Source organism: Sphingomonas sp., assembly GCF_004799495.1.
In the GTDB taxonomy this organism is placed as follows: domain Bacteria; phylum Pseudomonadota; class Alphaproteobacteria; order Sphingomonadales; family Sphingomonadaceae; genus Sphingomonas.
The window spans coordinates 22,608-36,248 of record NZ_SSMY01000009.1; the positions used below are offsets into that span (position 1 = coordinate 22,608).

General features: G+C 63.0%; 14 protein-coding genes and 1 tRNA gene. 9 read left to right on the forward strand and 6 right to left on the reverse strand.

What is annotated here, in order from left to right; genetic code table 11:
* Positions 1–85: 85 nt before the first annotated feature.
* The 9 genes from E7773_RS10355 to E7773_RS10395 all read left to right on the forward strand — a co-directional run bounded on the left by E7773_RS10355 (position 86) and on the right by E7773_RS10395 (position 10,057).
* Positions 86–7,108: a hypothetical protein gene (locus tag E7773_RS10355; RefSeq protein ID WP_293990865.1), complete on the forward strand. Its 7,023-nt coding sequence runs from the start codon at positions 86–88 to the stop codon at positions 7,106–7,108.
* 7 nt (positions 7,109–7,115) lie between these two features.
* The gene (locus E7773_RS10360) at positions 7,116–7,568 is read left to right on the forward strand and encodes a hypothetical protein (RefSeq protein WP_293990867.1); all 453 of its coding nucleotides are present in this window, start codon (positions 7,116–7,118) and stop codon (positions 7,566–7,568) included.
* Between the two features lie 8 nt (positions 7,569–7,576).
* Positions 7,577–7,981 carry a hypothetical protein gene (locus E7773_RS10365; protein ID WP_293990869.1) on the forward strand — a complete coding sequence of 135 codons (405 nt, stop codon included), beginning with the start codon at positions 7,577–7,579 and terminating at the stop codon, positions 7,979–7,981.
* A 42-nt stretch (positions 7,982–8,023) separates the two neighbouring features.
* Entirely contained in the window at positions 8,024–8,218 is a 195-nt protein-coding gene (locus E7773_RS10370) for a hypothetical protein (protein WP_293990871.1), read from the forward strand.
* Entirely contained in the window at positions 8,215–8,616 is a 402-nt protein-coding gene (locus tag E7773_RS10375; RefSeq protein WP_293990873.1) for a hypothetical protein, read from the forward strand. The genes E7773_RS10370 and E7773_RS10375 overlap by 4 nt, the downstream gene beginning before the upstream one ends.
* A gap of 281 nt (positions 8,617–8,897) precedes the next feature.
* Complete coding sequence (locus tag E7773_RS10380; protein WP_293990875.1) at positions 8,898–9,302, forward strand: hypothetical protein; 405 nt, start codon at positions 8,898–8,900, stop codon at positions 9,300–9,302.
* Positions 9,299–9,463: a hypothetical protein gene (locus tag E7773_RS10385; protein ID WP_293990877.1), complete on the forward strand. Its 165-nt coding sequence runs from the start codon at positions 9,299–9,301 to the stop codon at positions 9,461–9,463. The genes E7773_RS10380 and E7773_RS10385 overlap by 4 nt, the downstream gene beginning before the upstream one ends.
* 133 nt (positions 9,464–9,596) lie before the next feature.
* Positions 9,597–9,884: a hypothetical protein gene (locus E7773_RS10390; protein ID WP_293990879.1), complete on the forward strand. Its 288-nt coding sequence runs from the start codon at positions 9,597–9,599 to the stop codon at positions 9,882–9,884.
* On the forward strand, positions 9,881–10,057 hold the full coding sequence (locus E7773_RS10395; protein ID WP_293990881.1) for a hypothetical protein: 177 nt from the start codon (positions 9,881–9,883) through the stop codon (positions 10,055–10,057). Before E7773_RS10390 ends, E7773_RS10395 begins: the two co-directional genes overlap by 4 nt.
* Here the strand turns inward: E7773_RS10395 and E7773_RS10400 are convergent.
* The 6 genes from E7773_RS10400 to E7773_RS10425 form a co-directional block, all read right to left on the reverse strand.
* Entirely contained in the window at positions 10,054–10,533 is a 480-nt protein-coding gene (locus E7773_RS10400; protein ID WP_293990883.1) for a hypothetical protein, read from the reverse strand. The two genes, E7773_RS10395 and E7773_RS10400, sit on opposite strands and share 4 nt — an antisense overlap.
* An 18-nt stretch (positions 10,534–10,551) precedes the next feature.
* The gene (locus E7773_RS10405; protein WP_293990885.1) at positions 10,552–10,794 is read right to left on the reverse strand and encodes a hypothetical protein; all 243 of its coding nucleotides are present in this window, start codon (positions 10,792–10,794) and stop codon (positions 10,552–10,554) included.
* Between the two features lie 20 nt (positions 10,795–10,814).
* A tRNA-Thr gene (locus tag E7773_RS10410) sits at positions 10,815–10,887 on the reverse strand.
* 236 nt (positions 10,888–11,123) lie between these two features.
* Positions 11,124–11,978: a hypothetical protein gene (locus E7773_RS10415; RefSeq protein ID WP_293990887.1), complete on the reverse strand. Its 855-nt coding sequence runs from the start codon at positions 11,976–11,978 to the stop codon at positions 11,124–11,126.
* A complete protein-coding gene (locus E7773_RS10420) occupies positions 11,975–12,319 on the reverse strand; it encodes a hypothetical protein (RefSeq protein WP_293990889.1) in 345 nt (114 codons plus the stop codon). Before E7773_RS10420 ends, E7773_RS10415 begins: the two co-directional genes overlap by 4 nt.
* Entirely contained in the window at positions 12,312–13,631 is a 1,320-nt protein-coding gene (locus E7773_RS10425; RefSeq protein ID WP_293990891.1) for a replication-associated recombination protein A, read from the reverse strand. The genes E7773_RS10420 and E7773_RS10425 overlap by 8 nt, the downstream gene beginning before the upstream one ends.
* Between the last annotated feature and the right edge of the window lie 10 nt (positions 13,632–13,641).

Below are 13,641 nucleotides of genomic sequence, written 5' to 3' on the forward strand. Positions count from 1 at the left end.
CACCTCAGCTAAATATGGGGTGCGTAATCTCCTTCTCGAAATCTCCGCGATCAACCCTTCTACGGGTCTCACAACACCGGTCCGCATGAGCGCCGCGTGGGCGTCGCCAAAGGGCGTCTACGTCAACTCGCTCGAATGGAAGCCCGCGATCATCTCGGGTCCGCAATTCAGCCTCTCTTGGTTCAAGGATCGGCAGCCTCAGCCGCTCGGCGTCAGCTACGGACAAGTCAGCTTCGCCATCGACAAGGCCTTCGCCAACGACCAGTGGTTGAGCCTCAATTTCGACGGCGCACTTGCGACCCTTTGGGTTGGTAACGACGGCGACGCTTTCGCTTCCTATCGGCAGATTTGGACCGGCTCGCTCGGGCAGATTGTGCGGGACGATGATCGCACCGCGCACGTCGTCTTGCTCGGGCCGGAAGCGATCCTTGTCCGCGATCTCTTGTCCGCGACCTATGCGGGCACGGGCGGGGCGGAAGGTCCCTCATCCCTCATCGGAACCCTCAAGCCGTTCGCGATGGGCGCGTGCACGAACGTAACGCCCGTGCTCGTGGACGCGGTGAACCGCATCTATCAGGTGCACGCCTATGGCACGTGCGCGATCAATGCAGTCTATGAAGGCGCGATCTCGCTCGGCACCGCTGCCGCGACCGCGACCGACTATGCCAGCCTTGCCGCACTGACGCTCGCGGACGGGACGTGGGCAGCCGCGCCGAACGTCGGCATGTTCCGGCTCGCGGACGATCCAACGACGACTATCACCGCCGACGTAGGCAGCGCGAGCACGGTCGGTGCAATCGTGACCGCCCTCATGACGAAGGCGGGATTGTCGAGCGCCTTCATCGATTCCAGCGTCGCGACCGCGACGGCAGGCTATTGCCTCTACGCCAGCGACCAAGCGTCTATCCTTGATCTCATTCACGCGGCGGCGCTGTCGGGACGGCGCTTTCTCATAGCCGATTCCACGGGCAAGTTTCACCTCGCGACGCACACGAGCACGAAGACGGCGGGCACGCTTCGAAGCGACCGTTCGACCACGCCGCTCGTGCTTCCGGATACGATCACGCAAGCCGCCGTCACCGCGCCCGCATGGCAAGTCAAGGTCGGTCACACTCGCAATTGGACGCTCCAAACTTCGAGCGACATTCTGGCGGCGGTTGCCGAGCTTGGCGCGGATATCGACGCCGCTCAGGCGGCAGCCGATGCGGCTCAGACGACCGCGAACACAGCATCCGCCACAGCGAACGCGGCGACGGTTCGGCTCGCCAGCATGGCGAACGACAACGTGCTCGACCGCACCGACAAGCTTCAGGTTGTCCGCGATGTGACAGCCATCAATGCGGAAGTCTCGGGCATTCAATCGAGCGCGAGCGGCCTTGGCATCACGACCGAACTCACGACCTACAACAACGCCTATAGTGCCCTCATAACCTACCTGAGTGGCCTGAGCCCGGCTTACACCGACACCACGACCGACACCGCCATCGTCGCGAGCACATTCAACACGAAGTTCGGCGACTACTACACGGCGCGCCAAGCGCTCTTGAACAAGATCGCGGCGGTGTCGGCGACGCGTGCGAATTGGACGGGTGTCACGGGCACGCCGAACCCGATTGCCAATGTCACGAACACGACGGTGATCGACAACAGCAACATCACGATCACGGGCACCGGCCAAATCAACACCGGCTCGACCACGCTCACGCCGATCATCGATAACGGCAAGATCACGGTGAACGCGGGAACGCTCACCGGCATCGGCACGGCCAATGTCGTTGTGGATAACTCGAAGCTTGTCTTGAACGCGAACGGCGTCTTGATCGGCGGCGGTCCGGCCACCGTTCCGATTGACGCTCTTCAGATTGTCAACGGACCGGCTGTGGCCGGTGCGACGAAGAACATCGTCACGACCGGCACGACGGCCCCGGCCAGCCCGACAAACGGTGACGTGTGGAATGACACAAGCACCTCCCCGGCGACGGTGAAGCTTCGCGTTGCCGGTGCTTGGGTTGTGGCGTCAAACTATGTCACCGGAACGGCGCAAATCGCCGACACCGCCAATCTCGGCAACACCGCCATTTGGACGAGCGTCGGCTCAAGACCAACCGAATTGATCGATGGCCGCATCGCGGCTGGCCTTGATGCGACCGGTCAAGTTGCCCGGCGCGTCCCCTCGACTTTTCTTGGCGACGTGTCGGCATCGAACGTCGTGCTCGATCCCTACTTCAACGACAACCCGACAAGCTGGACGCTCTACAACTACACGGCGGGCAACACCGCTATTCAGTTCAGCACGAACGCAACCGCGCTCGCCCAAATCGGCACCACGAAGGCGATCCGGCTCATCGCCGGACAGGGGGCGGCGTTTGCCCTGAGTGCTCAAACGACCGTGCCAATCAATGGCACTTACAGCGCGAGCGCTCGGTTTTACGTGAAGGCGGGCTTTTATGGCGCGGTCCAAATGTCGTGCATCTTCTATGATGCGACGGGCACGCAACTCGACCAGACGAACACCTACGCGTTCAATCTGACCTCAGCGACCGCGATCACGGCTGACACCGTGGTTGATGTCAGCACGGCGATGAAACAAGCACCGTCCGGCACGGCAAAGGTCGCGTGGAACCTCTACGGCTCGGCAACGGGCGGCGACCTTTACTTCGGCTTGCCCCTCATTCAGCGGGCGACCACGCCGGGTAATGCGGTGCTCGGCGACACGACAAATTTCGTCCCCGATCCCGACTTCCTTGATCCCGCGACCGCTTGGAAGATCACCGGCAGTTGGCAGAAGCTCGTCAACAGCACCAACGGCAAGGGCGCGGGCAAGAACAAGATCAGGGGTAGCCTTGCGCAAGCCTTCACGCTGACCTCAACACCTGTCACGTGCGTGCCGAACACGTCGGTCACCGCGTCGATCTATCGCGAGAAGGTGAGTGGCACGACGGGAGGCTTGAACGGCGCAGTCTATGCGGCGGACTCCACCGGCGCGTTCCTCGCCTACATCGGGTTCTTCATGCTCGACAGCGTGGTTGGAACGGGCCGCGTATCAGTCATCGGCAAGACCCCGGCGAACACAGCATCTGTCGCGATGTTGATCTACAACTACAGCGGCGGCGGCGACGTGAGCTTCGATCTCAGCGAACCCGTAATCCGCTTCAATACCGTTTCGGGCGGCAATCTCGTTCGGGCCGATGGCACGACCGTGCTCAACGATGCTGCCATCGTTACGGCCTCGGGAACGGCTGCCTTCGTGAACGGGCAAGGTCCGCTCGCGACGGCCACGAGCGTTGCGCCCGGCTACCTCGCAATTGGTGACACGTCGAACATGGTGCTCGACCCGGACTTGAAGGACGCGACCTCTTGGACCTTCGCGTCAGGCTCGACCAACACGGTGACTTCGACCGTGCTCGCCAACCTTGGTGCACGGTCCGCGCTCAAGGGCGCGGCCACCACGACCAGCGTCACCGACGCGAAGCTCGTGAAGCCGTTCACGGTCGAAGCCAACGTGACCTATACGGCGTCGGCCCGCGCTTACATCGCGACCGGCGACAACTACTATTCGCGTTTGCAGTTCATCCCGATGGACAAGTCGGGAGCCGACATTTCGGTGTCCGGCAACAACTTCGTTGTCGATTATCGTCCGGCTATAGTCGGCGGCAGCGGTGCCACGAGCGACCAATATCTCACCTTCACCGTGGCGCTGAAAATGCCTTCGAACGCCGTTCAGGCTCGTATTGAGTTGGATCACGGGCACTCGGGCGGCACGCCGACGGGATCGCCGACGTGGGCGGTGCCGCGCGTGCAACGCCAATACACCCCCGGCTTGCTCGATATTGGCAGCACCGTGAACATGGTTCCCGATCCCGAATTTCGCGACGTTGCGTCGTGGAGCGGGCTCGGCGGAAGCCAATATCTCGCGGTCCTGCCGAACACGACGGCAGGCGAAGGCTCGGGCCTGAACAAAATCCGCATCACCCCGGATGGCACGAACGTCTATCCGTGCTGGATCACGAGCAAAAAGGTGCCGGTCGAAGCGGGCAAGTCCTACTTCGCGAGCATCTACATGAAAGTCGTTTCGGCCGGGACGGCTGGCGTGATGCGGGCATGGGTTGAGTTCTTCAACTCGGCAGGCACGTCGCTCGGCGCTACCGACATTTGGTATAACACGGGCACCACGAACGGGCGTCAATCGGTCATCATCAAGGCACCGGCCAACGCCGCTTTCGCCAACATGGCAATCATCGGCGGCTATGGCACGACGCGCGTGTGGGAAGTCTCCGAACCGATCTTGCGCCCGATCATGTCGCTCGGCGCAACGGTCACACAGGGCGACGGCACGACTTTGCTCACCGACGCGGCGGCGATCACTTCCGTCGGCACGGCGGCTTACATCGCCAATCAGGGCACGGGTGCGACCGCGAACAACATCGCTGGGCTCAACGCGACCGAAGGGGCGAAGTTTGCCGGTATCGAAGCCGGTGCTTCCAACGATACCTCGCTTCGTAATCCCGCGATCCTGAACCGGCCCGAGAAGCAACAACTCATCGTTGATGAGGCAGCGCGGGATAGCCGGTGGAAGCAACTCCTCGGGCGTCTCAGCGATCTCGGCATTGTCGGCACCGCGCAAAACCTCGTCTTGCAGTCGGAAAATTTTGGCACGACGTGGAGCGGCGGCACCGTCACCGCAAATGACATGGCGGACCAAGACGGCGACGTGATCGCCGACAAGGTTGTGCTCGGCGCGAACGGCACCATTCAGCAATTTAACGTCGGCGCTGCCGGATCGAACTACGTGGCCGACGTGTGGGCATACTCCACGACCTCAGTCACAGTGAATTGGGGGCTCTACGATAACGTAAGTGGCGGACAGTATGTCAGTCAGACGATTCCGGCGAACACGTGGACGCTCTTGCGGAAGTCGGCAACGTTCGGGGCGGGATCGACCGACCGCCGATTGCAGTTCATTGCTCCCGCCAGTGGCGCAACCGTGTGGTTGTCAAAGGCGCAATTGCGGCTTTCAAGTTATCCGCCCCTCTATGCGGCGACCACGACCGCGACCTACACGAACGCATCGGGCAACTCGACAATCGACGCGGCGGTGCTCGCGCGCGATACTCAGCGCACTTATCGCAACGGACTGTCACCGGCTTGGAATGATGCCACTCAGGAAACGACCTTTGTCCGGGCGACGTGGCAATCGAACCTTTCCGCCTATCTGGCCTCGCTCGATAGTCTCGACCGTCTAATCAGCGTGACGGACTCGACGCTCGCGACGTGGGCGGCGATTACCGGCACGGGCAAGCCCGCAGACGGGGCGACCGTGGGCGCAGTGTGGGGCACCAACCTCAGCGGGCGACCGACGAACATCGCGGCGCTCACTGGCACGGAGGTAATCCGAAACGACGCGATCACCGTTGATGCATCTGGCTTGCTTCAGGGGATCGGCACCGCGAGCGTGCCAGTCGATAACACCAAGCAATTGTGGACTCAGGTTGTCAGCCGTCCGCTCAATCTGAGCGATCTCGACGGCACGGCGAACGCCAAGCTGAGTGGCATTCAGGCGAACGCGACTGTCGGCGCAACGTGGGGCGTGAATATCGGCAGTCAGCCGACCAGCCTCAGCGGGATCAATTCGACCGAAGGCACGAAGCTCGGCGGCATCGCGTCGGGCGCGACGAAGAACATCGTCACGACAGGTTCAACAGCCCCGTCATCGCCTGCCGATGGCGATGTGTGGAATGATACCAGCACCACGCCCGCGACCGTGAAGCTTCGTGTGTCGGGCGCTTGGGTCACGGCATCAACCAACGTCACCAACACGAACCAAATTACAGATGGTGCCGGGCTGGGCACCACGGCGGTTTGGTCGAGCGTCAGCGGCACCGGAAAACCCGCCGACAATGCGACGGTCGGTGCCGTGTGGGGAACCAACCTGAGCGGGCGTCCGGCCAATCTGGCGGCACTCGTCGGCACTGAGGGGATCAACAACGCCAATCAGCTTTGGAGCGATGTGTCCGGCACGGGCAAACCCGCCGATAACGCGACCGTGGGCGCGGTTTGGGGAACCAACCTCAGTGGACGCCCGGCCAATCTCGCTTCGCTGAGCGGTAGCGAAGGCATCCTCAACAGTGGCGTGACAATGGCGGCAAACGGCACGCTCATCGGTGCCGGTGGCGGTGCCGTGGCCTATGACAGCCTTCCGAACGGCTCGACCTACGGCAAGATTTTGCTGAGCGAATTGTCGAGCGGTGCGCACAAGCTTGGTGTCGCCGGTTCCGGCGCGATCCTTGGCGATCAACGCAATATCCCGGCCATCACGTCGCTCAACATGCGCTCACGCTTCAGCGGGCAGACTGTCAGCTATTCGGCATCGGCGGGCTCACCCGCTACGGCGACGATCTCAGTGAGCGCCTTCACCGCGCTCATGGGATCGGCGTCGATCTCCTACGGTGCGACGAGCGTCAGCGTCTCGGGCACGGGTGGTTCGACCGCGAGCTATTATCTCTACTTCGATGACGTTGGTTACACGGGGGGCACCAAGACCCTCGTTGCCACCACGAACCCCAACGATCTCTTCTCGAACAACTCGCGCGTGTTCGTCGGGTCGGTCGATATCACGTTCCCAACGTCCGGCACTGGTGGGGGCTCGGGCGGCGGTGGCGGCGGTGGCGGCTGTGTGGACGAAGAGTCGTGGATCGCGCTTCTCGATAGCCTCGTGCGGGCGCGTGAGGTGTGCGAGGGCGATCCGGTCGAATGCGCGACTGCCGATATGTCGGACGCTCGCACGGTCGTCATTCCGTGCACGCTCATGCCAACCCGGTTGCAACCGTCCTACCGTCTCACCACGGCGAGCGGTGCGACCGTGATCGCCAGCGCGAGCACGCCGATGACTCTTCGCGATCTCAGCACGACTTGGGTGCCGGACATGCTCGGGCACGAAGCGCTCGTGAAGCGTGACGGGGTTCTGACGTGGGAGGAAGTGGTCGCGGTCGAGTTCGTCGGGCTTCGCCGCGTGGTGCTCATAGGCGTCAACGACGGCATGTATTTCGCTGGCGAGCACGCGGAAGCGATGATCGCGACGCACAACATCGTGTCGAAGGACTTGCAATAAATAGCTCATGGCATTCACCGTATCCGAACAGCGTGCCGGGCTCGCTTCCAACGAAACTCTTGTGGACCTTGATGACGGACATTGCATCGCCGTCGCGGTCGAGCCGTCATGGCTCGCCAACGGCAGCGGTGTCGCGATCCGGGCAAGCGCTCGCTGGGTTGATAGCGATGGGCAGACGCACACGTGCCCGGCTGGGCAGCATGTCGAATTGACCTTCTCGCACACAGCCGATGCCGCGTCAGTCGAGCGTCACGGGCTCGCGGCGTTGTCAAAGGAGGTTCTGTTACTCGTGCTCGGCGAAGCACCGACTTTGGTCGATCACGACAACGAAGATGGCACTACTCACTCGGCACCGATCATCGCGTTTGGCGATGACGTGCGGTTGAACGCGTCGGTGCGTCGCGCAATCGCCGTGGTGGGCGCGGTCGGCACGATCAACGCCGGGTCGGTGCTCGGCTAAATATCATCATGAGAAACTTCGAAACGCTCTTCGACGCCGCTCAGGCGGTTCGCAACTTCACCATCGATAAGCCTGAGGGTTGCCCGGATGCGATCTTCGAGCGCCTTCGCACGCAATCGATGGACCTTGTGGCATGGGAACAGACCCTTCGTGCCATTTACGACGCGGATCGCGGCGCGGGCGATGCCGACTCCGTGGGGCCTGAGTTGATGCAAATTGCGGCGGCGGCGCTCTGTGTCTTTGCCGTCTCGGGCTTTCTCGTGATCGGCAAGGACGGGACGGCAGCGCGGATGCGTCTCGCGCTCTTGCGCGATGCCGGTGAGCCCGCTCCGGAAGGTATGGCATGGCCGGACCCGGAAAACGATCCGGCTAAGACCTTCATTCCGCCACCGCCCGAGCCGCCCGCGCTCTAACCGCTAAATGACGCTCCGGGAGGGCTGGGGGCTAAATATGTCATGTTCAACAAGCTTCGCGCCGGGATCGGCCACCTCGTTACCTACCTTGAAAACCGCCTTTTAGAGCGCTCGACATGGGTTGGCTTTGGCGGTGCTGTCGCGGCTGCCGCCGCACTCTCTCCGCCGCTGAGCTACATCGGCATGGCGTGCGGTATGGTTGCGATGTTGGTGCCCAATCCGGGCAAGCCCGAATGAGCATCATGCCGCCCGACGGCACTCCGTTGGACATGCGCGACCTTCTCATTCGTCTTGACCAGCGTGTCGCGGACGGCTTCGATAACATGAACAAGGGCTTCGCCGAGCAAAAGCGCGAGACGGACGCACTCAAGGTCCGCGTGACCGATATCGAGCGCGACCTTGGGGATCGCCCCATGTTGAAGGCTCAGCACTTCAACCTCGTGACCCGCGTTGACGATCTCGAAGACGCACACGCGGAAGTCTCGGGCGCGATCAAGGCAACTCGGCTTTGGGGAGCGGTGATCGTCGGCGTGATCGCCGTGCTCGGCTACCTTGGCCTCACGGTGGAATTGCGCTCGGCTCAGCCGGTTGCCACGTCCAAGACCGTCCAAACCGTGACAGTCCCAACCGGCTAAAATAATTTAATCGGCGGATTTGCCGAATTGCGAAATCGCTTCACGAGGGCGATTTTGGTGCACCAAACGAGTTATTCGTGCGCGCCGCGCTTTACCGTCATCATGGGTCAATTTGGTGCTCTTGACGCCTGAAGGCTCAGGGCTATTTCGCCCCCGTCGTCCGGCTCAGATGCGTTGCCGGGCAATCTCGCCAAACACCACGGCGCATTCGCGACACGGGTAGGCAGCGACGGTGAACCATCGGTGCACCGCCAACGCTGACAACCAACGTGGGGTGTGTCATGGGCAACCAATCCGCCGATCAATGGCGTTCGTTCATCTACAGTCTTCGGCAGTCGGTTGACGCCGGATATCCGCCCGAGCCGGGATTTCAGGGTCGGGCGGGCAAGCTACGGATAAGCTACGCACCGCGCGGTGACGACATGGGCGAATGGACCCTGAGCGGTGCCGGGTGGCGAGCAAGAGTGTTTGAGCGCTGGCAGCCGGAGGAAGGTGACGCGCTGTCTGAGGTGGAAGATGTTAGCGCGGTGATGCTCGCTGGCGACGAAGCTTCGGCTTTCGCCGAGATCGCGGCATTGGCTGAGGTGCGGGTTTCGGTCGGATTTCGCAATCGCGCCATTTCGAAGCGCTCGACCTACCACTTTGAGCGCGAAGAGCGGGTCGGCGAAATCGAGATCATCGAATGATGCGCGCGCCGCTCACCCCGGACGAACTTGACACCGCCGACGAAGCGGCGCGCGAGCGGGCGCGTCGCCAGTTCGCACAGGTCCGGGCGCACACCGAAACCTTGGCGACGGTTAAACGGCTCGTGGACGCGCTTTGGAGCGATGACGATGCCAGAGACTGAGCAAGAGCGGCATGACAAAGCTGTCGATCTAATCGAGCGATGGAAGCGCGAGCGGGAGGAAGAACGCGAGCGCGCCGATCCATGGCGGCGTTTCCTTCGTGCGCGAAAAGAGGGAGATCGGCCTAAATAGCGTGTGATCGCCGATGACTTTCGAGCCGAATGGGATGCCGCCAGCAACGAAGACCTCAAGGACCGGGTGTTTCGCACCTACAGCCGGGCCTTCGTGTGGGAGAATTCGCGCCGGGAAATGACGCCCCGACTCATATGGCGTCCGTCGCGATTGGACGAACACTTACCCGATCCCTTCCGGCCATGCTGGCACGCGATAAGCGATGACGACTTGGCCGATCTCGAAACCGCGCTCATCGCGGCGCGTCGCGCTGCCCGAAAGATTGCGGCGCGACGGGGCGCAACGCGATGACGCCCGGCCAACTCGCGATCCTTGAGCGCACGACCGACCCGGTAAAACGGGAGGTGTTACGGCGCTTGTTCGAGAAGGCCGGTGACGCGGCCAACCTCGCGGTCGAAACGAAACCTATCGCTTTGGTGCTCGACCCGGACGCCGAGCGGGCTCGCCGGAAGTGGCGGACCTAAAGCGCCTTGGTAACGATCCGCACGCGCGGGTTGAGACGAAGCTGAGACTCGTTCACGGCCTCAGTTCCGAACGATAGCGCTCCGGCAGCGTGCATCCCGCCAGACTTGATGAGATAGAACCCGTCGGCGGTGTCCATATCCATCGTGGTGCCGAGTCCGCTATTGATGAGCACTTCGACCGGCGCGTTCATGGGATCGCCCGACGTGATGTTGAGTTGGTTGCCATCGCGGCTCGTGAAATACCGCTTGTCAGTGTCGCGGCTCCGCTCGACCGTGATCTTGAGCCCGATGATCTTGTCGGTGTTTGCGGCCACGAGATCGGTGAAGCGCTCGGCGTTGGTCGCTGAGACGACGCCCGTATAGACGATGACTGTCTTGATCCCGGACGCGGCACGCTTGGGAACCGGTTTGCGGGCATCTGCCCCGGCTGAGATTACCGAAAGCGCGATAGCCGCCGCTAATCCGAACCGCCGCATTCCAACCCCCCGGTAATTTTATGCCTTGCCCACGAGCTTGTCGTGAAGGTCGCTGATCGCTTCGTTCAGCTTTTCCGACCGTTCAATCAAGCGTTGCTTCGCCTCGTCCAGTTGGGGATCGCTGAACTCGCCGGGGTAGGCCATGAGCGCGCCATTCACTTCGCGGTTCGCGATGGCCTGAATTTGCCGGTGGGCGACACCAAGCATGCCGTCGAGAATGTCCATCTGCTGAATGATGGCGTTGCGCTCTGCCGGGGTCATGGCTGCCTCTCTGAAATCGGTGCCCGCACGAGGAATCGAACCCCGGACATCCACTTTACAAGGGTGGCGCTCTACCAACTGAGCTATACGGGCAGGCCTTCGCCATTAGCCGTCAGCTTCGAACTCGCCAAGACCTCGCGTGCCCGCGTCGGCGTGCCCGCGAACGATTTGTGCCCGTATTGTGCCCTTGAACGGAAATCGGCTTTGTGCCACTCCCAAGAAACGGCGGTTTTCTGCCGTTTCAGTGGCTTGGTTTTCGGCTTGGCCGTTTGTTTACAAAACCGCTGCTCTACCAGCTGAGCTAAACCGGCATCCGCCGCCCCAATGCGTCAGGGAACGCCGAAGGTCCAGCCTTCGGTACGGGCGATTTCGTCGGTCAGCCCTGCTGGCGTCCACAAATCGGGCCGATCGGCGTTAGCGCGCAGCCAAGCCGAGGCCATAATTGCGTCGGTCGCATGGTCGTCGTAGCGGGCGAGCGGGGCATGGGGTCGCGAGCCTAGCGCGAGTAATGCATCGTCCAGTGCATCGCGCGTGCGCAACTTGCTCAGGCCCTTGCGCAAACCGGCGGCCCGCGCGGCGATGGCGGTGTAGATTTCGACGATCGTCATGCCCTTCGCCGGCACCGCGTCGAACGGCCACACGGCAATTCGTCCGTCGATGTGGTGGAGCAGCCGCATCCCCGCGAAGCTCGCCTTGGCGACCTGCGCCGCGCCGATCGCGTCGTAGACGGTCGTCGTCTTGCCGAAGCCCATCGCATTGTGGGCCGCCTCCGCGCGGCGGAAATGGAGGAAATCGGTCTTGGTCCCATCTGCAGCGCCGAGGTAGAAATGTATCCCGCGCCGGCTGTCGAGAAACGAGGCCGCGCCCAGGTCCTCGTCGGGACTGTTGGCATCGACATACGCCCAGAACGCGCGAGCATCGGTCTGCGTGCTCTCGCCGGGGAGATACGCGCCGCGTTCGACGAACGGCGCGCAGAAGCTCATGTCGAACCCGACCAGCATCGATTCGGCACGATGCGCGAGCAGCCAGTCGAGGATCGCGGTGCGCGACCACACGCCGCCGGGTGGGTAAACCAGCATTGGTGCGGCGTCGCCCGCGCCGCACACTGCCAGCGCGATGCCCTTGTGCCGGCTGCCCTTCGCGCCCGACCAGTCGATCGCGGCGAAGCGCGTGAAATGGGTCATTTCTTGCGCGGCTTGACCGGCTTCTTCGCCGCGACCCAGTCGCGCGACCGCTCGATCATCGCCTTGACGCGCTCGGGATCGGCGCTACCGTAGCGCACCAGCACGCCTTCCCAGCCGACATAATGCGGGGTCTGCCAGAAGGTGCCGGGGTCGGTTTCCTTGAGCATCTCGATCGTGTCGAGATCGAGCGCGATTCCGAACGAGGTGTCCGCCTCGTGGCTGGGGAACACGAACGATCGGCCGTTCGCGGCGATCTTGACCGACGGCTTGCCGTAGCTCGTGCCAGGTTCGGTGCCGGACAGGGTCAATGCATAGGCGACGGCTTCATCCCAGCTATTCATGGTCGCGTTTCCTCAGCCCGTCCCAATACGCCAGCCGGTCCTGAATCCGCTTCTCGAAACCCCGATCGGTCGGCGTGTAGAAGGTCTGCGGCGTCATTTCGTCGGGCCAGTAATTGTCGCCCGAAAAGCCGTGTTCGGTGTCGGGATCGTAGGTGTAACCCTTGCCATAGCCGATGTCCTTCATCAGCCTGGTCGGCGCGTTGAGGATGTTCTGCGGCGGCATCAGCGATCCGGTGTCGCGCGCCGACTTCCATGCCGCGCCCATCGCCCTGTAGCTCGACACCGATTTGGGCGCGGTCGCGAGGTAGAGGCACGCTTGGACCAATGCGAGCTCGCCCTCCGGCGAGCCGAGGAATTCATACGCGTCCTTGGCCGCGAGGCATTGCACCAGCGCGTTGGGGTCGGCGAGCCCGATGTCCTCGACCGCCATCCGCACCAGCCGGCGCAGCACGTAAAGCGGTTCCTCGCCCGCGGTCAGCATTCGCGCGAGATAATAGAGCGCCGCCTGCGGGTCGCTGCCGCGCACCGCTTTGTGGAGCGCGGAGATCAGGTTGTAATGCCCCTCCCGGTCCTTGTCGTAGACCGCGACGCGGCGCTGCAGGAAGGCCGACAGCCCGGCCGGGTCGAACGGCTCTGGCAGGTCGACCGAGAACAATGTCTCGGCCTGGTTGAGCAGGAAACGCCCGTCGCCGTCGGCGCTCGCCACCATCGCGTCGCGCGCCTCGGGGGTGAGGGGGAGGGGGCGGCCCTCCATCTCCTCGGCGCGGTCGAGCAATTTACACAGCGCGGCGTGGTCGAGCCGATGGAGGATCAGCACCTGCGCGCGGCTGAGCACCGCGGCGTTGAGTTCGAAGCTGGGGTTTTCGGTGGTCGCGCCGACCAAGGTGACGGTGCCGTCCTCGACATAGGGCAGGAAGCCGTCCTGCTGCGCTCGATTGAAACGGTGGATCTCGTCCACGAACAGGAGCGTGCGCTTGCCGACCTTGGCGAACTCGCGCGCCTCGGCGAACGCTTTCTTGAGATCGGCGACGCCCGAGAACACCGCGCTGATCGCGACGAAGCGCAACCCCACCGCGTCGGCAAGCAGGCGCGCGATCGTCGTCTTGCCGGTGCCGGGCGGTCCCCACAGGATCATCGACGACAGCCGTCCCGCCGCGACCATCCGCCCGATCGCGCCGTCGGGGCCGGTCAAATGCTCCTGGCCGACCACGTCCCCCAGCCGCCGCGGCCGCAATTTGTCGGCGAGCGGCGCATTCTCGTGGATCGTGTCGGGAGCGGCTTCGGGTTCGAAACCGGCGAAGAGGTCGGCCATGCGAGCGAAG

What these genes read in the sequence shown, in the direction of transcription:
- E7773_RS10355 (WP_293990865.1), top strand. Translation starts at nt 86, where the DNA reads ATGAGCGCCGCGTGGGCGTCGCCAAAGGGCGTCTACGTCAACTCGCTC.
- E7773_RS10360 (WP_293990867.1), top strand. Translation starts at nt 7,116, where the DNA reads ATGGCATTCACCGTATCCGAACAGCGTGCCGGGCTCGCTTCCAACGAA.
- E7773_RS10365 (WP_293990869.1), top strand. Translation starts at nt 7,577, where the DNA reads ATGAGAAACTTCGAAACGCTCTTCGACGCCGCTCAGGCGGTTCGCAAC.
- E7773_RS10370 (WP_293990871.1), top strand. Translation starts at nt 8,024, where the DNA reads ATGTTCAACAAGCTTCGCGCCGGGATCGGCCACCTCGTTACCTACCTT.
- E7773_RS10375 (WP_293990873.1), top strand. Translation starts at nt 8,215, where the DNA reads ATGAGCATCATGCCGCCCGACGGCACTCCGTTGGACATGCGCGACCTT.
- E7773_RS10380 (WP_293990875.1), top strand. Translation starts at nt 8,898, where the DNA reads ATGGGCAACCAATCCGCCGATCAATGGCGTTCGTTCATCTACAGTCTT.
- E7773_RS10385 (WP_293990877.1), top strand. Translation starts at nt 9,299, where the DNA reads ATGATGCGCGCGCCGCTCACCCCGGACGAACTTGACACCGCCGACGAA.
- E7773_RS10395 (WP_293990881.1), top strand. Translation starts at nt 9,881, where the DNA reads ATGACGCCCGGCCAACTCGCGATCCTTGAGCGCACGACCGACCCGGTA.
- E7773_RS10400 (WP_293990883.1), bottom strand. Translation starts at nt 10,533, where the DNA reads ATGCGGCGGTTCGGATTAGCGGCGGCTATCGCGCTTTCGGTAATCTCA.
- E7773_RS10405 (WP_293990885.1), bottom strand. Translation starts at nt 10,794, where the DNA reads ATGACCCCGGCAGAGCGCAACGCCATCATTCAGCAGATGGACATTCTC.
- E7773_RS10415 (WP_293990887.1), bottom strand. Translation starts at nt 11,978, where the DNA reads ATGACCCATTTCACGCGCTTCGCCGCGATCGACTGGTCGGGCGCGAAG.
- E7773_RS10420 (WP_293990889.1), bottom strand. Translation starts at nt 12,319, where the DNA reads ATGAATAGCTGGGATGAAGCCGTCGCCTATGCATTGACCCTGTCCGGC.
- E7773_RS10425 (WP_293990891.1), bottom strand. Translation starts at nt 13,631, where the DNA reads ATGGCCGACCTCTTCGCCGGTTTCGAACCCGAAGCCGCTCCCGACACG.